19 protein-coding genes and 1 pseudogene are annotated in these 22749 nt (G+C 70.8%); 10 read left to right on the top strand and 10 right to left on the bottom strand.

Features of this window, described 5'->3' with window-relative positions; translation table 11 throughout:
* Positions 1-287 precede the first annotated feature (287 nt).
* Positions 288-3254: an AAA family ATPase gene (locus ABZV42_RS32905; RefSeq protein WP_356055071.1), complete on the top strand. Its 2967-nt coding sequence runs from the start codon at positions 288-290 to the stop codon at positions 3252-3254.
* A 152-nt stretch (positions 3255-3406) separates the two neighbouring features.
* Entirely contained in the window at positions 3407-6202 is a 2796-nt protein-coding gene (locus ABZV42_RS32900; RefSeq protein ID WP_356055069.1) for an AAA family ATPase, read from the top strand.
* A 145-nt stretch (positions 6203-6347) separates the two neighbouring features.
* On the opposite strand, the gene ABZV42_RS32895 is transcribed toward ABZV42_RS32900, so the two are convergent.
* The 4 genes from ABZV42_RS32895 to ABZV42_RS32880 are packed head-to-tail and all read right to left on the bottom strand — an operon-like array spanning position 6348 to position 8395.
* Positions 6348-6713: a signal peptidase I gene (locus tag ABZV42_RS32895; protein WP_356055067.1), complete on the bottom strand. Its 366-nt coding sequence runs from the start codon at positions 6711-6713 to the stop codon at positions 6348-6350.
* Positions 6714-6739: 26 nt separating this feature from the next.
* The gene (locus tag ABZV42_RS32890) at positions 6740-7654 is read right to left on the bottom strand and encodes a rod shape-determining protein (RefSeq protein WP_356055065.1); all 915 of its coding nucleotides are present in this window, start codon (positions 7652-7654) and stop codon (positions 6740-6742) included.
* Complete coding sequence (locus tag ABZV42_RS32885) at positions 7651-8022, bottom strand: TraR/DksA C4-type zinc finger protein (protein WP_355986196.1); 372 nt, start codon at positions 8020-8022, stop codon at positions 7651-7653. The genes ABZV42_RS32890 and ABZV42_RS32885 overlap by 4 nt, the downstream gene beginning before the upstream one ends.
* Positions 8023-8068: 46 nt before the next feature.
* Entirely contained in the window at positions 8069-8395 is a 327-nt protein-coding gene (locus ABZV42_RS32880; RefSeq protein ID WP_355986198.1) for a TraR/DksA C4-type zinc finger protein, read from the bottom strand.
* Positions 8396-8766: 371 nt separating this feature from the next.
* Between ABZV42_RS32880 and ABZV42_RS32875 the strand changes: the two genes are divergently transcribed.
* Together ABZV42_RS32875 and ABZV42_RS32870 are read left to right on the top strand one after the other, a co-directional pair.
* Complete coding sequence (locus tag ABZV42_RS32875; protein ID WP_355986200.1) at positions 8767-9720, top strand: sensor histidine kinase; 954 nt, start codon at positions 8767-8769, stop codon at positions 9718-9720.
* Positions 9717-10382 carry a response regulator transcription factor gene (locus ABZV42_RS32870; RefSeq protein WP_355986202.1) on the top strand — a complete coding sequence of 222 codons (666 nt, stop codon included), beginning with the start codon at positions 9717-9719 and terminating at the stop codon, positions 10380-10382. The genes ABZV42_RS32875 and ABZV42_RS32870 overlap by 4 nt, the downstream gene beginning before the upstream one ends.
* Here the strand turns inward: ABZV42_RS32870 and ABZV42_RS32865 are convergent.
* Positions 10369-10671, bottom strand: a complete 303-nt coding sequence (locus ABZV42_RS32865; RefSeq protein ID WP_356055063.1) for a hypothetical protein — start codon at positions 10669-10671, stop codon at positions 10369-10371. The genes ABZV42_RS32870 and ABZV42_RS32865 overlap by 14 nt on opposite strands.
* A gap of 374 nt (positions 10672-11045) precedes the next feature.
* Between ABZV42_RS32865 and secD the strand changes: the two genes are divergently transcribed.
* On the top strand, positions 11046-13265 hold the full coding sequence (secD, locus tag ABZV42_RS32860; RefSeq protein ID WP_356055138.1) for a protein translocase subunit SecD: 2220 nt from the start codon (positions 11046-11048) through the stop codon (positions 13263-13265).
* Positions 13266-13802: 537 nt separating this feature from the next.
* On the opposite strand, the gene ABZV42_RS32855 is transcribed toward secD, so the two are convergent.
* Complete coding sequence (locus tag ABZV42_RS32855; RefSeq protein ID WP_356055061.1) at positions 13803-14573, bottom strand: hypothetical protein; 771 nt, start codon at positions 14571-14573, stop codon at positions 13803-13805.
* A gap of 193 nt (positions 14574-14766) precedes the next feature.
* Here ABZV42_RS32855 and ABZV42_RS32850 point away from each other — a divergent pair, with 193 nt between their 5' ends.
* Positions 14767-15168: a hypothetical protein gene (locus ABZV42_RS32850; protein ID WP_356055059.1), complete on the top strand. Its 402-nt coding sequence runs from the start codon at positions 14767-14769 to the stop codon at positions 15166-15168.
* A 47-nt stretch (positions 15169-15215) separates the two neighbouring features.
* On the opposite strand, the pseudogene ABZV42_RS32845 reads toward ABZV42_RS32850, so the two are convergent.
* Positions 15216-15329, bottom strand: a pseudogene (locus tag ABZV42_RS32845) (IS5/IS1182 family transposase); the annotation flags it as partial.
* 296 nt (positions 15330-15625) lie between these two features.
* On the opposite strand from ABZV42_RS32845, the gene efeO reads away from it, so the two are divergent.
* The 4 genes from efeO (at position 15626) to ABZV42_RS32825 (ending at position 18624) form a co-directional block, all read left to right on the top strand.
* Positions 15626-16780 carry an iron uptake system protein EfeO gene (gene efeO, locus ABZV42_RS32840; protein ID WP_356055057.1) on the top strand — a complete coding sequence of 385 codons (1155 nt, stop codon included), beginning with the start codon at positions 15626-15628 and terminating at the stop codon, positions 16778-16780.
* A 73-nt stretch (positions 16781-16853) separates the two neighbouring features.
* Complete coding sequence (efeU, locus tag ABZV42_RS32835; RefSeq protein ID WP_356055055.1) at positions 16854-17699, top strand: iron uptake transporter permease EfeU; 846 nt, start codon at positions 16854-16856, stop codon at positions 17697-17699.
* 43 nt (positions 17700-17742) lie between these two features.
* Entirely contained in the window at positions 17743-18390 is a 648-nt protein-coding gene (locus ABZV42_RS32830) for a hypothetical protein (protein WP_355986212.1), read from the top strand.
* A 30-nt stretch (positions 18391-18420) separates the two neighbouring features.
* Positions 18421-18624: a hypothetical protein gene (locus ABZV42_RS32825; protein ID WP_355986214.1), complete on the top strand. Its 204-nt coding sequence runs from the start codon at positions 18421-18423 to the stop codon at positions 18622-18624.
* A gap of 85 nt (positions 18625-18709) precedes the next feature.
* Here the strand turns inward: ABZV42_RS32825 and ABZV42_RS32820 are convergent, their stop codons facing one another.
* From ABZV42_RS32820 to metE, 3 genes are all read right to left on the bottom strand, one after another.
* Positions 18710-19654, bottom strand: a complete 945-nt coding sequence (locus ABZV42_RS32820) for a M56 family metallopeptidase (RefSeq protein WP_355986216.1) — start codon at positions 19652-19654, stop codon at positions 18710-18712.
* Entirely contained in the window at positions 19651-20040 is a 390-nt protein-coding gene (locus tag ABZV42_RS32815) for a BlaI/MecI/CopY family transcriptional regulator (protein ID WP_356055053.1), read from the bottom strand. The genes ABZV42_RS32820 and ABZV42_RS32815 overlap by 4 nt, the downstream gene beginning before the upstream one ends.
* Before the next feature lie 318 nt (positions 20041-20358).
* On the bottom strand, positions 20359-22677 hold the full coding sequence (gene metE, locus ABZV42_RS32810) for a 5-methyltetrahydropteroyltriglutamate--homocysteine S-methyltransferase (protein WP_356055051.1): 2319 nt from the start codon (positions 22675-22677) through the stop codon (positions 20359-20361).
* Positions 22678-22749: the final 72 nt, after the last annotated feature.

Below are 22749 nucleotides of genomic sequence, written 5' to 3'. Positions count from 1 at the left end.
CCGCGCCAGCACACCACCAGGGGCCGCCCGTTCGTATCGGGGTCGGTCCCCAGTCCCCGGACCCACGCACCCCAGCCGCCGACGCGGCACGCCGGCCGGTGACGGGTCTCCGCGCGCTTCAGCGGCCAAGTCGCGGCAGGCGCGGGCTCCGTGAACGGATCTTCGTCGGGTTATTCTTTCGGGCGGCGCCCAAAAGGCCTGCTCCCAACCACCCTGGGTCAGTTGCCCGTTGTGGTGTCCTTGAGCGTTCCGTCCAGCGCCGAGGACGGCAAGGTGACCCCGGCCGTATGGAGGCCCCGCATGACCCCTGCCCCTGTGCGAGCAATGCGGTGACCGGCCAGGATTCGGGGCCTCGAGCCGCGTCGGACCGGATCTTCGTCGGCCGCGAGCCGGAGTCCGCACGACTGCGCGCCTGCGCGGACGGGGTGCGGGCGGGAGCCTCCTGGCTGGCGGTGGTCGAGGGCGAGGCCGGCATCGGCAAGAGCGCGCTGCTGCGTCACTGCGCCGCCGAGGCCCTGGACGGCTTCACCGTGCTGTGGGCCGTCGGCGACCCGTCGGAGACCGACCTGCCGGGCGGCGTCCTCGCCCAGCTCACCCGGCAGGCGCACCAAGCCCTGCCGACGCGGCTTTCGCCCACCGTGCCGGAGCCGCTTCCCGCCTCGCTGACCGCGCACACCCTCGGGGGTCAACTGCTGCTCCTGCTCGGCGCGTTGCAGGAGAGCGAACGTCCTGTCGCTGTCATGGTGGACGACGTCCAGTGGGCCGACCCGCTGTCGGTCCGCGCCCTCGGCTTCGTCCTGCGCCGGCTGTGGGCGGACCGGGTACTCACCGTCCTCGCGACCCGACCGGGCGAGGACGAGGTCGCCGAGGTCCTGGGCCGACTGCCGCGTTCCCTGGAACGGGCGGTGAAACTGGAGCTCCGCGGGCTCGGCGGCGACGACGTCGCCCGGCTCGCCCAGGGGCTGGTGGAAGGCCGGCTGGCGCCGGGGCTCGGCGAGCGGCTGTACGCGTACACCCAAGGTCACCCGCTCTACGTTCGTACCGTGCTGGCCGAGGTACCCCCGGCGGCCCTGCGTGACGGGGTACTGGAACGGTGGCCGGTGCCGCCCTCGCTGCGGGTCGGGATCAGGGCTCAGCTGAACCGGCTGCCCCGGGAGTCCCGCGAACTGCTGTCCGGGCTGGCCGTGTTGGACAGCCGGGTGCCGCTGGCGACAGCGGGCCGGGTCGCGGGCGTCACCGATCCCGTCCGGGCCCTCGGTCCGGCGCTGTCCTGCGGCCTCGCCCAGTGGTGGCCGATGGAGCACCGCAGCCCGGTGGCGCTGGTGCACGCTCTTCAACGGGACGCCGTCTACACCTCGCTCACCCCGGAACGGCGGCGCGCCCTTCACGCCGAGGCGGCCCTGCACATCGGCACAGCCGCGAGCTGGGCCCATCGGGTCGCGGCGGCGACCACCGCCGACCCCGCCCTCGCCGACGAACTGGAGCGCGCGGGCACCGAGGAGGCCTCGGCGGGCCGCAATGCCCTGGCCGCGACCCGGCTGCTGTGGGCCTCCTCGCTCACCGAGGACCGTACGGACCGCGAGCGAAGGCTGCTCACCGCCTGCGCGCAGTCGCTGCTCACCATGCGCCCCACGTGGGCGGTCCAGCACCGGCAGCAGGTCGAGGAGTGTGCGCCGGGGCCCCTGCGCGACAGCGTCCTCGGGGTGATGGACATGATGGCCGGCCGGTTCTCCACAGCCGAGGCCCATCTCCAGCGATCCTGGCAGCAGGCCCTGTCCCAGCACCGTTCCGGGGAGCCCGGGGCCGACCGGGTGGCCGTGCTCGCGGGCACGTTCCTGGCCAACATCGCACTGTGGAACGGCCGGGGCGAGCAGGCGGTGGAGGTCGGCCGGCAGACTCTGGCCATCGGCGACCTCGACGCGGCGACCACCGACTTCACCCGAGCCGCCCTGGCCACCGGACGGCTGTGGCATCTGGGCCCGCGCGCCGCGCTGGCGGATCTGGACCACCTGCCGCAGACGGGTCAGGCGGTCGCCGACCATCACCTCGACTCCCTCGCCACCCGGGGCGTGCTCCGGCTCTTCCTCGGGGAACTGGGCAGAGCCCGGGCAGACTTGAGCACGGTTGCCGAGCGGGACCGCCGGGGTGCCGCGTCCAAGTTGGGTCCGTTGACCCTCTCGCTGCTCTCGGTCACGCATTACCTGGCCGGCGACTGGGACGCGGGCGAGTCCGCGGCGGATCGCGCGCTGGCCGTCGCCGCCGCTGGGGAGCAACTGCTCGGCGATGCGGCCGCCCGCTTCGCGGCCGTCTGCGTGCGGTCCGGCCGGGGCGAATGGGCCGACGCCGAGCACCACATGGACCGGCTCTCCCACCTCGCGCAGACCCTCGGCTCCTCGGTCGAGATCGTCTACCTGGGCCTCGCGGGGGCGACGCTGGCGCAGGCGCGGGCCGATCACCCGGCCGTCCTGCGGGCGTTGCGCCCGCTGCTGGACGACGCGGCGCAGCCGGGCGGCGGTCCCCGGCTCATCCACAAGCCGTTCTGGCTGTGGCAGCAGTCACTGCTCGTCGAGTCGCTGACCGGCACGGGCCGACTGGACGAGGCGACCGCGGCGCTGCACGACCTCCGCGAGGCGTTCGACGGCACCGGCTACCTCCAGGTGGTGACGGCGCGGCTCACGGGCCAGTTGGCGGAGGCCCGGGGCCGGCCCCGCGACGCGCTCGACGCCTACGGACAGGCCCTCGCGGACGCCACCGCCGTGCCGCCGGGCACACGCGCCGACGACTCCCCGCTGCACCTGGCCCTGCTGGAGCAGGCGCACGGCAGAACGCTGCTGGCCAGCGGCTCGGGGCCGCGACGGGAGGCCGCGGCGTGGCTGAACGCGGCCCGGGACAGGTTCGCCGCACTGCGGGCCGCCCCGTTCGTCCGGCGCTGCGAAGCGGACCTCGCGGTCGGCGGGCTCGGCACACCCCGGGAGGCGCCGGGGCGGCGGTCGAGCCTGACCGAACGCGAGCTTTCGGTGGCCTACGCGGTGGCCGGCGGCCTCACCAACCAAGAGGCGGCGGCCGAGCTGTACGTCAGCCAGAAGACCGTCGAATACCACCTGTCGCGCATCTACACCAAGTTGGCCATCTCCTCCCGCCGGGCGCTCGCGGCGGCCCTCGACTCCGAGGGGCTCCCCGCGCCCACCCCGTCCCCCGTGCCGAAGCCCGCACCCGCACCCCTGCACCCCTTGGACCAGGGAGCCAACGGCTAGGGTCCGTCCCTGGGGCATCGGGCGGCCGGACCGTGGTGTGCTGAACCGGGCGTGCCGCCGCGCGCCCTCGGCACGAGCCGGATCCCACCGCAGGCCCCGGATCTCCGTACCGGCACGGCCGCGCGGTCCGCAGGAGACAGGAGCGGGTGCACATGGCCGGACGGCCGGCACAGCACTCCGGCGCCCCCCGCGCCGTCCTCACCGGCCGACAGGCCGAACTCCAGTCGATCGAAGACCTGTTGACGGAGGTCCGCGACGGACGCAGCGGAGTGCTGGTGCTGGTCGGTGAGGCAGGCATCGGCAAGACGCGGCTGCTCGACATCGTCGCCGAGGGCTGCACCGACCTCCGGGTCGCGCGGACAGCCGGGGTCGAGTCGGAGACCAGGCTGGGCTACGCCGCTCTGCACCGGCTGCTCCGGCCCTTCCTCACCGGCCTCGACCGGCTGCCGCCCCCGCAACGGTGCGCACTGGCCGCCGCGTTCGGCGTGGCCGACGCCGACACCCTCGCCGACCGCTACCTGGTCGGGCTGGCCACCCTGACCCTGCTCGCGGACGTCGCCGCCAACGCCGCGCAGCCGCTGCTCTGCCTGGTCGACGACGTGCACTGGCTGGACCGGGAGTCCGCCGAGGCACTGGCCTTCGTCGGCCGACGGCTGCACGCCGACGCCGTCGGCCTGGTTCTCGCCGGCCGGGAAGGACCGGCAGGGCCAGGGCCGTTCGACGGCATACCCACCCTATCCCTCACCGGCCTGCACGAGGCCGACGCCTGCCACCTCCTCGCCGCGAACGTGACAGGGCACCTCGACCCGACGGTGGCCCGGCAGATCGTCGCCGACACCGGCGGCAACCCGCTCGCTCTGCTCGAACTCTCCGACGCCCTCACCCCGGAGCAACTCACCGGCACCGCCACCCTGCCCACGCCGCTGCCCGTCGGCGCCCAGCTCGAGTCCCACTTCCTCAACCGCGTCCGGGTGCTGCCCGCCGACACCCGCACCCTGATTCTGATCCTCTCCGTCGCTCCGCCGGACGACCCCGCCATGCTGTGGCGGGCGGCGGCCCAGTTGGGCGTGCCCGCCAGGGCGGCGGACGCTGCGATCGCCGCGGGTGTCGTCACCCACCAGCGCACCGTCGAGTTCAGGCACCCGCTCATCCGCTCCGCCGTGCACCAGGACGCCGAGCCGGCCGACCGACGCCGGGTGCACGCCGCCCTCGCCGCCGTCGCGGACCCCCGTCGCGATGCCGACCGCCGTGCCTGGCACCGTGCGGAGGCCACCGTCGGCCTGGCCGAGGGGGTCGCCGCCGAGCTGACCGAAGCCGCCGAACGCGCCCGGGCCCGCGGCGGCTACGCGGCACAGGCCGCCTTCCTGTCACGAGCGGCCGAGCTGTCGGTCTCCGGAAGGGCCGCGCGGCTGGTCGCCGCCGCCAAGGCCTACCTGGTGCTCGGCGATCCCCAGTCCGCCCGGGCCGTACTCGATCGCGCCGAACCCGAGCTCGGCGCCGACGACCCGGTCCTGCGCGCCCACGCCCGCCTGACCCGCGCCACCGTAGACCTGTACTTCACCGGGATGCGCGGGATCAGCGCGATGCTGCTCGACGCGGCGAGCCCGATCGCCGACCTGGACCCCGCACTGGCACGGCGCATGCTGTTCGCAGGCTTGGAGGTGCTGGTGGTCACCGGCGCGCACGTGGAGGGGACCACGCCGCGGGAGTACGCCCGGGCGGCGCTCGCCTCACCGGCCCTGCGCACCACGAACCGTCCCACCGTCACCGACCTGTTGCTGCGGGGCTTCGCCACCCGCATCGACACCGGTCACGCCCCGGCCCTCCCGCTCCTCAGGCAGGCACTGGCCCTGCTCGGTGACGGCGGCGAGGTCACCGAGGAGGGCATGCCACTCGCCGTTCTCACCAGCCTCGCCGCCGACGACGGCTGGGACGATGTGGCCGGCCGGGAGGCCTGGCGACTGCTGGACGCCCACGACCGCCGCACCGGAGCGCTGGGCTCCTTGCAGAGCACTCTGGTCATCCAGTCCACCTGGGAGGTCCGCGCCGGACGCCTCCGCGCGGCCGAGGCCTGCCTGGACGAGGCCGAGCAACTGGCCGGAGTCACCGGCCTGCCCCCCGCGGGCTCGGTCCACCGCGTCGAACTGAGCGCGTGGCGCGGGCAGGAGGCCGAGACCAGGGCCGCCGCGGGTGTCATCACCGAGCTCTGGGAGCAGCAGTACGGGAACCGCATCTTCGGCGCCTGGGCTGCCAGTTGCCTGGCCGTCCTGGAAAACAGCCTCGGCCGTTACGCGCAGGCACTGGCATGCGCCCGTTCCGCCTTCGACGCCGACCTCCCGGGCACCGGAGCCCGACTGCTCCACGAGATCGTCGAATCGGCCGTACGCAGCGGTGACCACAGCACCGCCAAAGCAGCACTCGCCCGCCTGGAGGAGCGCGCCACCTCCAGCGGCACGCCCTGGGGCCTCGGCCTGCTGGCCCGCTGCCGGGCCCTCACCGCGGACGACGACCACGCGGAGGCCTTCTACACGGACGCGCTCGACCTCCTCGGCCGGACCCGTACCGTCGCCGAACTCGCCCGCGCCCACCTCCTCTTCGGCGAATGGCTCCGCAGACGCCGCCGCCGCGCCGAGGCCCGCACCCATCTCCGCGTCGCCCACGGCATGTTCACCGACATGGGCGCCGCCGCCTTCGCCGAACGCGCCGCCGCCGAACTGCGCGCCACCGGAGAAAGGGCCCGCCGCCGGACCGGGGCCGCCCACCACGACCTCACTCCCCAGGAGCGCCAGGTCGCCACTCTCGCCGCCGACGGCGCCACCAACGCCGAGATCGCGGTCCGGCTGTTCATCTCGGTCTCGACGGTCGAGTACCACCTGAACAAGGTCTTTCGGAAACTCGACGTCTCCTCCCGCCGACGGCTGTCCTCGGTGCTGAGAAGCGACGGGTGACGATGGTCTGTCCAAGGCAGGGCGGGGATTCGCCCCAGGCCTTCGGGCCGGCTCCGCCGACGTGATCCGTCCGCCGCGTCAGCTGCCGGACTTCGCCCTCGCAACCATCTCGCCGGCTCTCCATGCGTGTCCTGGTGCCGCCGCGCTATTCGGTTGCCTTGTAGCCGGGGACGGAGGGCCAGCGGACTGTCAGAACCACGGACTCCTCCTCCGCGAACCAGGAGTGATCGACGCCCCGGCCCCACACGACGTAGTCCCCCTGCTCGGCCAAGAGCACGCTGCGTCCGGGCAGTTCCACCCGGAAGCGGCCACTGATGAGGACCAGCAGGGCGGTGCGCTGTTCGCCCGTCACCCACAGCGCTCGCTCGTCGCCCTGCGGGTGGACGCCCCATTTGATCTCCACGGCCTCGCTGTGCCGAGGATCGGAGGCATCCTTGAAGTGCCCCAGCAGCCACCCCCGGTCCAGTGCCGCGTCCTTGCCCGCATTGCCCACGTACACGCTGTCGGTCATGGTCCGGAAGGTAGCAGGCGGGCACCTCAGTCCTCGCAGGAGCAACTACAGCCGTATTCGTGACAGGCATCAGCAGCGTCAGCGCTTCTTGAGCTTCGACCCCGGTGACCCTGTCCGGCACCCGCAGGCTCGGGCCTTCTTGAACGGCCAGGGACGGAAGGGTGGGCGCGGGCGGCTTGCAGGAGCTTCGCCGCGCCGCGGACCGCGGCGGTGTGCGGCGCCTGGACGGGTCGTACGGGAGCGTGGAGCCGGCCGGTGAGCGGATAGGTGATGTCCGGGCGCAGCGCGCCCCCGCCGGCGAGGAGGACACCCCGCTGGACGGCGTCGAGGGTCTGGGAGGTGTGGTCCTGGTCCAGCATCGTGGTCACCATGGCGACGACCGCATCGGTGATCCGCGTGGGCGGGGTGAGGCTGTCCAGGTCGCCGGTGCCCAGGGCGGTGCAGCGGGCGTCGGTCACCACGCCGTCGGCGAGCAGGGTGACCTCGGTCAGGTGGGCGCCGATGTCCACGACGAGCAGCGGGTGGGTCAGATCGGCGTCGGCGGCCGTGGCCACGGCGCGCGCGGTGGGGACCGTCAGAACCGTACGCGGGCGCAGTACCGCGACCGCGGTGCGGGCTTCGGCCCGGTAGGCGATACCGCCCAGCACGGGCGTGGTCAGGATGACCAGCGGGCGGCCGAAACGGGGCAGGCGGTGGCCGAGCAGCCGGTCGAGCATCCGCGCGGTTCCGGGGGTGTCGACGATGGTGCCGCGCTGAATGGGATAGGTGGCGCTGTCGCCCGGGAAGGTCACCGTGGGCACGTCGAGGATCATGCGTCGCGAAGACGTCCAGGCGCGGGTGCGGGCGCTGCCCAGGTCGAGGGCGACGCCGGTGCGCTGCGGGCACCAGGGATACGAACGGTGCCGGGTGGCCACGGATCGGGAACTGGGTGTGACGGTCACCGGCCGGCCTCCCTGACCTGTTGGCAGCGGGTGCAGTAGCGGGCCTGCGGCACGATCATCAGCCGCTCGCGGGCGATGGGCCTGCGACACAGGTGACAGGAGCCGTAGCGGCATTCGCCCATCCGCTGGAGGGCGGCTTCGACGTCGGCCAGAACCATGCGGGCGGACGTGGCGAGCTTGACGCGGACCTCGGTCTGGGAGGCGGCCTGCCGGTCGAGAAACGCGTCGGCGCGGGTCGCGGCGGCCGAGAGCTGCTGAAGTTGTTCCTGGCGGAAAACGCGTTGCTCGCGCAGATTCTCGCGCAGCGCGGCGAAGTCCTCGATCGACAGAGTTGTGTCGCGATCGTCGATGATCTGGTTGTTCACCAAGTCACCCCCTGGGCGAGGCGGGAGAGGGAGAGCGGACGGGTACTTGTCAGGCGGTGTTGCGCTGACAGGGGACGCAGAACGGCGTGTGGGGCAGGATTTCCAGGCGCTCGACCGGAATGGCCTTGGAACAGTTCCGGCAGACGCCGTAGCTGCCGTCCTGGACGCGGGCGAAGGCGGCCTCGACCTCCGTGAGGACTCGCTGGATGGTGTCTTTCTGCGTGGACATCACCCGCTCCTCCGCGTCGGGCCCGGCCTCGCCGATGGCCCGCAGCTGGGTGAGGCGGGAGGCACGCTCGTGTTCGAGGCGCTGGAGGGCCTCGTGCGCCGTCAGCCGCTCACGACGGGTTTCGGTCCGGGACGTATCGAGCGACATGGCCGTTCCTTCTTCGAGCAGGAGATGGATCGCGCCCCGGAAGACAAATGTCGAGGCGAGGTGAGGTGGAGAGCGAGGGCGATGGGGGAGGAGATAGGAGCCACGAGGGCCGGTCAATGCCTCCACCCTGGCCGCAGTGCCTCGCGGAACCCATCGGGCGCGATACCCATCTGCGGCACGGCCGAGGGCCCATCACGGCGTGGGCCCGCCAGGTCCCGGAAATGGGCATTGGAGCCCATCGACGTGGGAACCGGCAGCGGGCAGCCTGGGTGGCAGGCCGGTCGAGACCCATGGCCGCAGCTCACGCTCGGGGTGCGCGGTGACCGACAGTAGATACAAAGCCGTGTCACCTAGAGAGAGGCGTCATCCCGGTGTCCATGTTCTGGCGGATCTACGCGCTCAACGCGGTCGTGCTGGGAAGCGCCACCGCGCTGCTGCTATGGGCTCCCGTGACCGTCTCCGTCCCGGTGGTGCTGACCGAGGCGGTCATCCTCGTGGGCGGCCTGGTCGTCATGCTGGTCGCCAACGCGGCCCTGCTGCGGGTCGGCCTGACCCCGCTCGACCGGCTCACCCGGCTGATGGCCACCGTCGATCTGCTGCGCCCCGGCCAGCGGCTGCCGGAGAAGGGCCGAGGCGAGATCGCCGAACTGATCCGCACCTTCAACGCCATGCTCGAACGCCTCGAACACGAACGGGCCACCAGCAGCGCCCGCGCCCTGCTCGCGCAGGAAACGGAGCGACGCCGCATCGCCCAGGAACTGCACGACGAGGTCGGCCAGAGCATGACCGCGATCCTGCTGGCGCTCGAGCGGGCCGCCGGCGAGGCGGACGAGCCCCTGCGCGGCGATCTCCGGCAAGTGCAGGAGATCACCCGGGGGAGTCTGGACGAGGTGAGCCGCCTGGCGCGTCGACTACGGCCGGGCGCGCTCGAGGACCTTGGTCTGGTCGCCGCCCTCACCTCGCTGACCAGCGAGTTCGCCACCCACGTCGGACTGCGGGTGGTGCGCCGCTTCGACTCCGGTCTGCCCGTGCTCGACCAGCAGACGGAGCTCGTCCTGTACCGCGTCGCCCAGGAAGCCCTCACCAACGCCGCCCGCCACGCCGAAGCGGACCAGGTCGAAGTGAGCCTGCGCCACAGCGACGAAGCCGTGGTGCTGGCCGTCGTCGACGACGGCCGAGGAACCGGCGTCGCCCAAGAAGGGGCGGGAATCCGCGGCATGCGCGAGCGGGCCCTGCTGATCGGAGCCACGCTGGATGTCACCTCCCGACCGGAGGCCGGTACGACGGTCCGGCTGACCGTGCCCCACCTCAGGAAGCAGCCATGACCACGCCCCACACACCCGCGATCCGTATCCTCCTCGCCGACGACCACGCCCTGGTACGCCACGGGGTGCGGCTCATCCTTGACCGGGAGCCGGACCTCGAGGTCGTCGCCGAGGCGGGGGACGGCGCGGAGGCCATCGAACTGGCCCGCACCCATGAGGTCGACCTGGCCGTTCTGGACATCTCCATGCCACGGCTGACCGGCCTCCAAGCCACCCGGGAACTCCTGGCGCTGAAGCCCGGAGTGCGGGTGCTGATGCTGACGATGCACGACAACGAGCAGTACTTCTTCCAGGCGCTCAAGGCCGGCGCGAGCGGATACGTGCTGAAGTCCGTGGCGGACCGCGACCTGGTGGCGGCTTGCCGGGCCGCCATGCGTGACGAGCCCTTCCTGTACCCGGGTGCGGTCACGGCGCTCATCCGCAACTACCTCGACCGCGTCCGCCACGGCGAGGAGCCGCCCGAGCAGGTGCTGACCGCGCGGGAGGAGGAGGTCCTCAAGCTCGTTGCCGAGGGCCACTCCTCCAAGGAGATCGCGGAGATGCTCTTCATCAGCATCAAGACCGTCCACCGGCATCGGGAGAACCTGCTGCACAAGCTAGGGCTACGTGACCGGCTGGAACTCACCCGCTACGCGATCCGCGCCGGCCTCATCGAAGCCTGAGCCCGCCGCCTGCCCCGAAGCTCCGGTTGCCCCACTCCACAGCCCGGGCCATGGGGGCTCCGGGCTGCTTCCGGCGGACCGACACCGACACATAGGGGGATGGGGGATGGTCCGCCGCGCGCACAGCGTTCCGCGCACCCGTGGCCAGGGCCCGGCAGCGCTGCCGGTTGTCCTGCTCGCGGTCCTCGTCGCCGTCCTCATCGCCCTGTTCGGCCCGTACGTCCTCGGCGGTGAGCACTCCCGAGCAGCCGGCGGCGCGGTGCTCGCCGCCGGAACCGAGCCGCCGCACAGCCCCGCGCGTTCCAGCGGGTCATATGCGAATATCTCGGACAACGCGGATAGTGCGGACCCGGGAGTCTCCTCCGCTGCCGTTCGCGGCCATCGGGACGCCACCGGCGAACGTCATGTTCCGCCTGCCTCCACCGCGGGCGCGTCACAGCGCTCAGCGATCGGCCCACTCCACCCGGCGCGGCTCCCGCTCTCGGCGGTAGGTCCCCCGGCCTCGGGGCAACCGGCACACGGGCACGGGGTCCGGGCACCACCCGCGCTCTCCGGCATCTGACCCCTTCTCTCTCCCTCTCCTCTTCCTGACCGCAGCCACGTCCCTGGCCGCGGTGTGCCTGCCGGAGGCCTGCTGTGAACCGATCCCGCCGATCCCAGCACATCAGAAGGCTGATCGCCCTCGCTACTGTTGCCCTGTCCCTGTACGTCGCGCTCACCGTGCCCGTCCACCTCGGACTCGATCTGCGGGGCGGCACCCAGATCGTGCTGGAAACCCGCCCCACCGCCGATGCCGACGCCGACGATGACGATGGCGCGACGGACCGCACGGTGGAGGTGCTGCGCGGTCGTATCGACGCGCTCGGTGTCGCCGAGCCCACCATCGCGCGCTCCGGCAGCGACCGGATCGTCGTCGAACTCCCCGGAGTGCAGGATCCCCGCAAGGCGTCCGACGTGCTCGGCCGCACCGCCCAGCTCACCTTCCACCAGGTGCTCGGCACGGTAACCGATGCCGACGAGCTGCCCGAACCGCTACCCAAACGACCCCACGAGCAGGTGATGGCCGACGAATCCGGCCGGCAACTGCGCATCAAGGCGGCCTCACTGACCGGCAAGGAGGTCGAGAAGGCAGCCGCCCGCTTCGACCAGCAGGGCGGCGCCGGATGGCACGTCACCGTCGACTTCAAGGGAGCAGGCAAAGAGGGCTGGGCCCGCCTGACCGGCGACGCGGCGTGCCACCCGGCCGGAGATCCGAGTCGTCGGGTCGCCATCGTTCTGGACGGCAAGATCATCTCTTCGCCCCAGGTCGCCCCGTCCGTCGCCTGCCGGTCCGGCATCAGCGGCGGCTCCACTCAGATCACCGGAACCTTCGACGACAGCGAAGCCAAGGAACTGGCCCTGCTCATCAACGGGGGCGCCCTGCCGGTGCCGGTCGAGACCGTCGAGCAGCGCACGGTCGGCCCCACCCTGGGCGCGCAGGCCATCACGGCCAGCGCCTGGGCCGCTGTCATCGGAACCGCTCTGACCTCGCTGTTCATCATCGCCGTCTACCGGATCATGGGAGTCCTGGCGACCGTGGCACTGGCCTGCTACGGCCTCATCTCCTACGCCGCCCTGGCCGCCCTCGGCGCCACGCTCACCCTGCCGGGCCTCGCCGGGTTCGTCCTGGCCATCGGCATGGCCGTCGACGCCAACGTGCTCGTCTTCGAACGCGCCCGCGAGGAGTACGCCTCTCTGCACCGTCCCACCCCACGGTCGTCGCTGACCGCGGGATTCCGCAGAGCCTTCAGCGCGATCGCCGACTCCAACATCACCACCCTCATCGCCGCCGGCCTCTTGTTCTTCCTGGCCTCCGGTCCGGTGCGCGGCTTCGGTGTCACGCTGGGCATCGGCGTCCTCGCGTCCATGGTCAGCGCGCTGGTCATCACCCGGGCCCTGGCCGAGTACGCCGTCGCCCGCCCCAGCCTGCGCCGCCGACCCCACCTCACCGGCATCGCCCACACCGGTGCCGTCAGCGCCCGCCTCATGCGCACCGAGCCGAACCTGATGCGCCACCCGCGCCGCTGGCTGGCCGCGTCCGCCGCCGCCCTCGTCCTCGCCGCCTCCGGGATCGCCCTGCGCGGGCTCGACTTCGGCGTCGAATTCACCGGCGGCCGCCTCATCGAATACACCACAGCCACCCCCGTCGACCCCGACCGGGCTCGCACCGCGCTCGCCGACGCAGGATTCCCCCGAGCAGTCGTCCAGGCCTCCGGCGAGAACGGGCTCACCGTCCGCACCCACCGCTTGACCGACGCCCAGGCGGCCACCGTCACCGACACCGTCAACGACCTGTCACGCCGAGCTGACAAGATCCGCGACGAAGCCATCGGACCCAGCCTCGGCAAGGAACTGCGCCAAGGCGCCCTCATCGCCCTCCTCGTCGCCCTGGGCGCCCAACTCATCTACCTCGCCGCACGCTTCCGCTGGCTCCTGGGAACCTCAGCCGTCGCCGCCCTCGCCCACGACGTCGTGATCCTCGTCGGCATCTTCGCCTGGCTCGGCAAGCCTGTCGACGGCGTCTTCCTGGCCGCGCTGCTGACGGTCATCGGCTACTCGGTCAACGACTCCGTCGTCGTCTTCGACCGGATCAGGGAACTCGGCCGCCGCGACCGCAAGGAGCCGTTCGCCCTCATCGCCAACCAGGCACTCCTCCAGACGCTGCCCCGCACCGTCAACACCGGTATGGGCGCGGCGTTCATCCTCACCGCACTGGCCGTCCTCGGCGGCGACACCCTGACCGACTTCGCCCTCGCCCTCCTCATCGGCCTCGTCGTGGGCACCTACTCCTCGATGTTCACCGCTACACCGCTGGCCATCGAACTGCACAGGCGGCACACATGAGCGGGGCTGGTCGCACGCCTGCGGTCAGGGGACAGCGGGCGCTACTGACACCGACGAGAGTCCGGTTCTGTCGTCCGAGCTGATCGGTCGACAGGTTCCGGCCGGACACGGCACCGGCCTGGTCCACGGGCTCGGCGACAGGCAGGGTGCATGGCCGAACTCGCCCAGCCCGTGGACCAGGCCGCGGAGCGGAGGCATGCGCCGCACACCGACTGCGTGTGCTCAGATCCCACCGCTGCGGGCCCCGCACCTTCACCGGTGGGCTCTCCACCACTCAGAGTGGTTGCCGTCGCAGCAGGCGTGCCGCTCACTCGCACGTGGGGCCGGTGGGCCGGGCATGAGCAGATGAGGCTGCTCAGCAGCGCCGAGTTCCGCCGGCGTCTGCCCCAGACAGGAAGTCTTCGCGCCGCTGTCAGGGCGTGGTTTCAGCCCGGACCGGGTTCGGGAGATCCGCAACAAGCGCTGCTCATCGGCGCCGTCGATCTCGCGCACACGTACCCGCTCTGCCATCCGCACGTGACCTCGTTCCGTGCACGGTCATGCGGGTACTCCAGGCGGCGGGTAGTGGCCCAAGTAGTCATGCGCCTGAGGCTCGAGTCCGGACAGGTCAGTGCCGTTGAGGGCACGCCAGAGACGGTTCTCGATCCAGAACCGATGGGCGAACTCCTCGAATGAAGGCGCACACCAGAGGATCGCGGCCCTTTGCTCCTCCGGATCGTCGAGATCGGTCTCGCTCTCTTCTCCGTCGCGCCGTGCCTCGTACTCGTATTCGTAGTCGAGGTATGAGTGGACCACGAACGCCTCACCCGAAGGACGGAGGTAGAGGTACCAGATGACACAGTCCTGCTGATCCCGCAGGAATCGTACGAGGGAGGCGCCAGGCTCGACCGGACTGGGAAGGGGCTCTGAGATGTCGGTCCAGCAGCCGGTCACCGAGACCTCATCCAGTGAGTAGTGCATCTTCGAGTCGGCCTGGAATGTGACGAAGTCCTGAGGCAGCGTCAAGCCCTTTGCCGCAAGGTTCACTGCCAGGCGATTGAGCGCCGTGACCTGCTCGGGAACAGGTTTGCCGGTACGACCGAGCCAACGAAAGGCGCCCGTGAACTCTGTGGAGTCGAGGGGCGGCAGGCTCTCGTAGGGGTAGTACTCGTAGGTGTAGCGGCAGGGTCGGTAATCACCCAGGTCGGTGGCACACCAAGCAGAGTCGAAACCGGCCGAGGACACGTCGGACTCTGATCGTTCGCCGGACATCGATCCCCCATTGATCACCGTGAGCGGACTTGTTGGCGTCATCGTCGCACTGCCCACTGACACTCCCCGCGACAGGTGGGGCGGGCCGCTCGACGCCATGGCGTCGACTATGTCGGCGGACCCAGGTCAGTGCGCCTCCGATCACTTCACGGGCGAGTAACTGAGCGTTTCAGATTGCCGTCCCGCCGAGTCGTTGGAGGCCCCATGGGACAATCCTTCCAATCACGGGCCCAGGGGGAATGGCACCTTTATGGAACGGGTTGAGCCTGCGCGCGACCTTGTACTCGGATACGTCCGCGCTTTGAACGCGATTGATGAGGCCATGAGGGTGGCGATCCCCTCGCTCGAGAGGCTGGTGGACGTTCTCGGCCTGGCCCGTTCGCGCCGGATCAGCCGGAGTGATCACGTCGGCGCCTACTTCTACAAGGTCCATGGGGCAGGGTGCAGCTTCGTCGGCGACAACGGCATTGAGGTCGATGTGGACTTCGCAGCCGACGGGAGTGAAATCTTCGACCTCTGGCGTCTGCGCAGGTACGGGCTGAGCCTGCCGGATCCTCTTGACGTCACGGATCAGGACCTCCGGTCCGCAGCTCAGTCACTGCAACCGCCTCTGGCTGAGGTGAGGCCGGGGTGGTTCAGCGTAGCCAACTGATCGTTTCAGGATGAGGTTGGTAGGCGGCAGCACTCGTCTACGGCATCGCCCCGGTCGACGTACAGACGCCGGGGTTTGCGGCGGGCGTGTCCCCGAAGTCCCCGAATCGGTGGGGTGGCGTCCAGCACGGGCAGGGGCAGGAGCCGGGTGACGTCGTTCCGCTGCCGCCCGTAAAAGTGGCGGCGAACGGGTTCCGCGACCGTCTACGGGCCGAAGTCCGGCGGCAGTTGCCGCCACGTGGGACCGGCATCGCCACGAACACGATGGCACCGCTCCTGCCCCGCGAGCCCCGTCCTGACCAGGCGATTCAGGCGCGATCTCGAAGCGGCGAGCGCACCCGGGCCGTCGCCAAGTTAGGCAAGCCTTTCCTGAGTGACTACATTTATGTAGACTCCGCGGCGGCTCGCGACCTCATCGGTCCGGGCCTTCGGGACCACTTACGTGAATCGAGGCACCCATGTCCGCCAGCCCCCGCCACCTGTTCGTCGGCGCAGGCACCGCTGTAGCCGTAGTTGTCTCGCTGGTGGGCTGTACGCAAAAGGGTGATGACAAGGGCGGCGTCGGAGCGATCCAAGTGGTCTCGAAGGACGACTCCTGCTCGGTCTCGAAGAAGGACTTCCCGGCCGGTCACCTGAAGTTGAACGTGGAGAACCGCGGCAGCAAGGTGACAGAGGTCTACGTGCTGTACCCGGACGACCGGATCGTCAGCGAGCGCGAGAACATCGGCCCCGGCACCAAGGCCGTCATCACCGCGGAGATCAAGGCGGGTGCCTACGAGATCGCCTGCAAGCCCGGTATGAAGGGCGACGGCATCCGCCAGAAGGTCACCGCCACCGGTGGCACCGCGGCGAAGCGCTCGCCTCAGATGGACGCCGCGGTCGGCGCGTACCGGCAGTTCGTCCAGGCGCAGGCCGACGCGACCCTGCCGAAGGCGAAGGCCTTCACCGACGCCGTCCGCTCGGGCGACGTCGAGGCCGCCAAGAAGGCGTACGCCGGCTCCCGTATCGGCTGGGAGCGCACCGAGCCCGTCGCCGAGTCCTTCGGCGACATCGACCCCAAGGTCGATGTCCGCGAGGACGGCCTCGAGGCCGGTCAGGATCCGGCGAAGGACTGGACCGGCTGGCATCGCCTGGAGAAGGCGCTGTGGCACGACAAGAAGATCGGCGACCGGGAGAAGCAGCTCGCCGACCTGCTCGACAAGGACCTCGCCGACTGGGTGAAGCGCGTCGGCCGTGCCGAGATCACACCGACGTCCATGGCCAACGGGGCCAAGGAACTCCTCGACGAAGTGGCCAAGAACAAGGTGACCGGTGAGGAGGAGCGCTACTCGCACACCGACCTGGTCGACTTCAAGGCCAACGTCGAAGGTGCCGAGAAGTCCTTCGAGCTGCTCAAGCCAGTGGCCCTGAAGAACGAGCCCGCCCTCGTCACCCAGCTCGACAAGCAGTTCGCCGCCATGAACACGCTGCTCGACAAGTACCGCTCCGACAAGACGAGTTACGTCTTCACCTCCTACGAGAAGGTCGGGAAGGAGCAGCGCAAGGAGTTGTCGGACAGCGTCAACGCGCTCGCCGAGCCGCTCTCCAAGTTGGCCGCTGCCGTCGTGAAGTAAGCGTTCCGGGTCCAGGGCTGTTCGCGCAGCCCACTGTCTGCTTCCCCCCGCTTCACCAGAGAAAGGACGCGGAATGTTCGGGAACTACCTGATAGGTCTTCGTGAGGGGCTGGAGGCGAGTCTTGTCGTCTGCATCCTCGTCGCCTACCTCGTCAAGACCGGCAACCGGCGCCAACTCCTGCCCGTGTGGGCCGGAGTCGGCATCGCGGTGGCACTCTCCCTCGCCTTCGGCGCCCTGTTGCAGTTCGGCTCCTCCACCCTCACCTTCCAGGCCAAGGAAGCGCTCGGTGGCAGCCTGTCCATACTGTCCGTGGCCCTGGTCACCTGGATGGTGTTCTGGATGCGGCGCACCGCACGCCACCTCAAGAGCGAACTGCACGGCAAGCTGGATGCCGCCCTGGCCATCGGTACCGGCGCCCTCGTCCTGACCTCCCTGCTGGCTGTCGGCCGCGAGGGACTGGAGACGTCGCTCTTCATCTGGACCGCGGTCCAGGCCACAGGCGACGGCATTCGCCCCCTTGTCGGAGCCCTACTGGGACTGGCAACCTCCGTCGTCCTCGGCTGGCTCTTCTACCGGGGCGCACTGAAGATCAATCTGGCCAAGTTCTTCCGCTGGACGGGTGCCATGCTCGTCGTCGTCGCCGCGGGCGTTCTCGCCTACGGCATCCACGATTTGCAGGAGGCCGATTTCCTGCCGGGCCTGCGTACTCTCGCGTTCGACATCAGCACGACCATCCCTCCGGACTCCTGGTACGGCACTCTCCTCAAGGGCGTGTTCAACTTCCAGCCCGACCCCACGGTCCTTCAGATCGTCGTGTGGACCGCGTACGTCGTGCCGGTGATGGTCTTCTTCCTCGCTCCCGAACGCCCGAAGCGGCCCGCCCGCGCAGTCGGTGGTACCCAGGCGGCCGCGCGGTAGCGGAACCAGGACACCGGCACGAACGCGTGCGACGGGAGGGGCGGTGTACGAGCCGAAGGGAGCCGGACCGGTGGCGGACCCGGATCCGCTGACACCGGGCCGGGTCATCGCCTGGCTGAAGGACCGCAGCGCCGTCGAACACGTGGTTCAGGCGTCGCTGGGCGGCCCGCCGAGCGAACGCGATGCCACCCTGGCACGCATGGCGGACGTACTCCAGGCGACAGCTCAGGGCCTCGGGCCCGGGGCCGCAGCGGTGTGGGCCGGTGTTCCCGAATTCGTCCTGCAAGGCTGGATCGACAAGGACCCGGCCTTCGCCGCGGCCCTGGGGGCGGCCGCGGCGCTGGCGGGCGCGCACGGACTGAGGCAGGGCGGGAAGGCGACACCGGCCATGGTGCGGGTCCTGCTGGTCGCGATGAGCAATGGCGCCACGAAACTCGAAGCCGTCAAACTGTCGGGCTTCCAGGTCAATCGCCTGCGTGCACTGGTCAAGGCATCATCCACGCTGAAGGCCCTGTTGGAAACGGCACGCCGGGTCCGGCCACTCCCCGCACGTGAGGCCGGTGTCCGTGGCCCCGGCCAACCCCGCCGTCCAGGAAGAAAGCCTCCTGAGCCGTGGGGATTCCGGCTCGTTCAGCGTCCTGCCCGGGATGATCCTCGTGACGGGGGAGAGTCCGCGTCGACCATCGCGTGAGGTCCGCTACCGTCCATAGTCGCCGACGAGGTGACCTCCGCCCTCGACGCAGGCACCGCGGCCGGCATCATGACGCTCCTCTCCGCCCTGCGCATCCAACGAGGTCTCGCGGTCGTCCTCGTCACCCACGACCAACACCTGCTCGCCGACCACACGGACGACCTTCTCGACCTCACGGCGCCCGGCCGGCCCGCGGCCACCACCGGACGAAGGGAAGGGGCGATTCTCAGCTGACTGTCCCTCCGGGTTCCTCACCCTCGAACGCCGACGGCGACACCCCGAAGAACTCGCGGGTGCCGCCCATACCGTGGGCCGAGGGTCAGCTTCCCCGTACGGCGATGGCCGCGTACTCCACGTACTCGTGCAGCCCGTAGGCCGACGCGACCGAGGCCAGAGCCGAGAACGCCACCGCCGCCGCCATCCCCACGGCACCGACCCGGCGCACGCCTGCGCCCGGTGCGACCGGCTCCGGCACAAGGAGTGCTTCGACCCGCTGCGGTACGGGCCCGCTCGTCACCGACAACAGCGGGTACCCGCCGCCGGTGTTCCGGTTCCGTGAACCGGCCAGAGCCGCCCTGGCAATGGCAGCCGCCGTTGCCTTTCGGCTGCCGACGGCGGCGGCTGCTGCTTCGTCCGCCCAACGCTCCACGTGGAATCCCAGCAGTTCCCGAAGGCTTCTCAGCGCGGGGTGGACCGTCGCGGACAGATCGACTGCGGCAACGAGCAGGTGGTGGCGTCCGGACAGATGGGCGCGCTCGTGGGCCAGCAACACCTCACGCTCGCCTGGTTTCAGGGCTCGCAGCATGCCGGCGGTCACCACGATCCGGCTGCCGCGGCCCCGGTATCCAGGAAGGGCGAAGGCGTCCGCGTCGTTCCCCGGGAGGACCAAGAGGTCCCCGTGTGCCGTTCCCTCGACGGCCACCCTCCAGGCGTGCTTGAGGACGGACCGGTACTGAAACCAGCGCCGGATCAGCAGAGCCGCCTGAACGAGCAGGACCAGAGCTGCCACGCAGGCAGCCGGTACCGCCACCGGCCACACCTCCAGCACCCTCGTGACAGGCACCCGCTCGAGTGCGGCGAGGAACGGCACGTGACACAGCCCGACCAACGCCGCGATCGTGCCGACGGCCGTGAGAAGGGTGGCGGCGGTCAAGGCCCAGCACGCCTCCCGAGGTGGCAGAACTCGGGCCAGACGGCGGGTCGCCGCCGCTGCCGCCCAGGGAAACGTGAGTGCCAGTACGACCAGGGTCAGTACGAATGTCACTCGGCTTCGTCCTCGGCCTCGGCCTCGAGAAGCAGGCGTCGCAGGATCTCCTCGTCGTTCTCGGACAAGGAGGTCACGAACCGCCTCAACACCAGGTCGCGGCGCGGCTCGCTCTCCAGCTCACGGCGCATACGCCCGGCGACCAGCCCGGCCGCGTCCTCCACCGGCTCATAGGCGAAGCCCCGGCCCGACGGCGTCCGTCGCACGGTGCCCTTTTCGTGGAGGCGGGTCAGGATGGTGGCCATCGTCGTCCTGGCCAGCCCCTTGTCGAGGGTCGCGTTGACCTGTCGCGCGGTCATCGGTTTCCCGGCCCCCCACAGCACCGCGAGCACTTCCGCGACGAGTTCTCCGTGCGGACGTCTTTCTTCTCGACCCTTGTCCGACATCCCTCTCCCGCTCTCCGGCAGTCGCCATGGTGCCGCATGCCCCCACCCCACCGGCAGCCGCATCGATGCAGGCAGGCGATGTCAGCCATGCTTAGGCATACCTAATCTACCGCCGGAGAGGGGGTGTCTGTAGCTGTCGCGGCAGGCGGGGTCACATGCCGCGGTCCGGACCGTTCCAGGGCTCGGGTCGTTCGTCGGCGGTCATGGGAAGTCGGCACAGCTGTACCGGCCGCACCGGTGCCGACCCGTCGCACGGCGTCATCGCCGCCTACGACGTCCAGGGCAGGGCGCGAGTCCCCGCCCTGGACGTCGACCGGATCAGGACGGAGAGAGCTCACCGCGCACGATACGGGCGGCCGCGACCAGGTTCTCAAGGGAGGCGCGGGTCTCCGGCCAGCCGCGGGTCTTGAGGCCGCAGTCGGGGTTGACCCACAGGCGTTCGGCAGGGATGGCCCTCAGACCGGTGCGCAGCAGTTCGGCTGCCTCTCCGGTGCTCGGAACCCGAGGGGAGTGGATGTCGTACACCCCGGGTCCGGCCTGGCGCGGGTAGCCGTGCGCGGCGAGTTCGCGGGCGACCTGCATGTGTGAGCGGGCGGCTTCGAGGCTGATGACATCGGCGTCGAGGTCGTCGATGGCCTGGACGATGTCGCCGAACTCGGCGTAGCACATGTGGGTGTGGATCTGGGTGTCCGGCCGTACCCCGCTGGTGCTGAGCCGGAACGCCTCGGTGGCCCACGTCAGGTAGGCGGGGTGGTCGGTGGCGCGCAGCGGCAGTGTCTCGCGCAGGGCGGGCTCGTCGACCTGGATGACCGAAGTCCCGGCCGCTTCCAGGTCGTTCACCTCGTCGCGCAGGGCGAGGGCGACCTGTCGGGCGGTATGGCCGAGAGGCTGGTCGTCGCGGACGAAGGACCAGGCGAGCATGGTGACGGGGCCGGTGAGCATGCCCTTGACGGGGCGGGAGGTGAGGGACTGGGCGTACGTCGTCCAACGCACCGTCATCGGCTTCGGGCGGGAGATGTCGGCGGCCAGGATCGGCGGACGGACGTAACGGGTGCCGTAGGACTGCACCCAGCCGTGTTCAGTGGTCAGGTACCCGGTCAACTGCTCGGCGAAGTACTGGACCATGTCGTTGCGTTCGGCCTCGCCGTGCACCAGGACGTCCAGCCCCGCTTTCTCCTGGAAGGAGATCACCTCGCCGATCGCGGCCTTGATGCGCTCCTCGTACGCGGCTGTGCCGATCCGGCCCGCTCGCAGATCGGCGCGGGCGGTGCGCAGTTCGCCGGTCTGTGGGAAGGAGCCGATGGTCGTGGTCGGCAGCAGGGGCAGGCCGAGGTGGGCGCGCTGGGCCGCCGTCCGTTCGGGATAGGGCTGCGAGCGGCGGGCGTCGACGTCCGTGACAGCCTCGGTGCGGGCGCGAACGGCAGGGTCACGGGTGATCGGGGAAGCGGCACGGGAGGCCAGGTCGGCGCGGTTGGAGGCGAGTTCACCGGCGATGGCGTCGGTGCCCTGGGCCAGGCCCTCGGCCAGGGTGACGATCTCGGCGGTCTTCTGCTTCGCGAAGGCGAGCCAGCGCAGGATCTGCGGCTCGATGTCCTGCTCCAGGGCCGCGTCGAGGGGCACGTGGAGCAGGGAGCAGGAGGCGGCCACGTCGACCCGGCCGGCCAGCCCGAGCAGGGTGGCGAGGGTGGACAGGGACTGCTCCAGGTCGTTGACCCAGATGTTGCGGCCGTTGACGACACCGGCGACCAACCGCTTGCCGGGCAGCCCGCCGACGGCGGCCAGGGCGTCGAGGTTGGCGGCGGCGGACTCGGTGAAGTCCAGCGCGAGCCCGTCGACGGGAGCCTTGGCCAGCACCGGCAGTGCGTCGCCGAGCCGGTCGAAGTAGGAGGCGACCAGGAGCTTCGGCCGGTCGGTGAGGGTACCGAGGTGGCGGTAGGCGCGCGAGGCGGCGCTCAGTTCGTCCGAGGTGCGGTCCTGCACAAGGGCGGGCTCGTCGAGCTGCACCCACTCGGCGCCGGCCGCGCGCAGGTCGGCGAGCACCTCGGCGTACACGGGCAGCAACCGGTCGAGGAGGCTCAGGGGGTCGAAGTCCGCGGGCACGCCCGGGGCGGGCTTGGCGAGCAGGAGGTAGGTGACGGGGCCGACGAGCACGGGGCGCGCGGTCAGTCCGAGCGCGAGGGCTTCCTTCAGCTCGGACACCTGCTTGGCGGGGTCGGCCGTGAAGACGGTGTCAGGGCCCAACTCGGGCACCAGGTAGTGGTAGTTGGTGTCGAACCACTTCGTCATCTCCAGTGGGGCCGCGTCCTGGGTGCCGCGGGCCATGGCGAAGTAGCCGTCCAAGGCGTTCGCGGCCGCGGCGGCCCGGTGGCGGGCGGGGATCGCGCCGACCATGACGGTGGTGTCGAGAACGTGGTCGTAGTAGGAGAAGTCGCCGGTGGGCACTTCGTGGATGCCGGCCGCGGCCAGCTCCCGCCAGTTTGCGCGGCGGAGTTCGGCGGCGCCGGCCCTCAGGGCGTCCGCGGTGACGCGGCCCTTCCAGTAGCCCTCGATCGCCTTCTTCAGTTCCCGGTCCGGGCCCTGGCGGGGGTAGCCGTACACGGTGGCCCGTGCGGGCGCGGCTGCGGTCCTGGTGGTCACGGAGATCTCCTTCGCGAGATGAATCCCTGAGATCCCGGGTGACGGGACGAGAGCGCGAAGAGGTGACGAACC

It is taken from the genome of Streptomyces sp. NPDC005281 (assembly GCF_040607495.1).
GTDB lineage: Bacteria > Actinomycetota > Actinomycetes > Streptomycetales > Streptomycetaceae > Streptomyces.
This window is presented reverse-complemented; position numbering and strand designations above follow the sequence as displayed.

Excerpts from the sequence above, each read along its gene's own strand:
- ABZV42_RS32905 (WP_356055071.1), top strand. The coding sequence starts at position 288 with ATGGAGGCCCCGCATGACCCCTGCCCCTGTGCGAGCAATGCGGTGACC.
- ABZV42_RS32900 (WP_356055069.1), top strand. The coding sequence starts at position 3,407 with ATGGCCGGACGGCCGGCACAGCACTCCGGCGCCCCCCGCGCCGTCCTC.
- ABZV42_RS32895 (WP_356055067.1), bottom strand. The coding sequence starts at position 6,713 with ATGACCGACAGCGTGTACGTGGGCAATGCGGGCAAGGACGCGGCACTG.
- ABZV42_RS32880 (WP_355986198.1), bottom strand. The coding sequence starts at position 8,395 with ATGTCGCTCGATACGTCCCGGACCGAAACCCGTCGTGAGCGGCTGACG.
- ABZV42_RS32870 (WP_355986202.1), top strand. The coding sequence starts at position 9,717 with ATGACCACGCCCCACACACCCGCGATCCGTATCCTCCTCGCCGACGAC.
- ABZV42_RS32850 (WP_356055059.1), top strand. The coding sequence starts at position 14,767 with ATGGAACGGGTTGAGCCTGCGCGCGACCTTGTACTCGGATACGTCCGC.
- efeO (WP_356055057.1), top strand. The coding sequence starts at position 15,626 with ATGTCCGCCAGCCCCCGCCACCTGTTCGTCGGCGCAGGCACCGCTGTA.
- efeU (WP_356055055.1), top strand. The coding sequence starts at position 16,854 with ATGTTCGGGAACTACCTGATAGGTCTTCGTGAGGGGCTGGAGGCGAGT.
- ABZV42_RS32815 (WP_356055053.1), bottom strand. The coding sequence starts at position 20,040 with ATGTCGGACAAGGGTCGAGAAGAAAGACGTCCGCACGGAGAACTCGTC.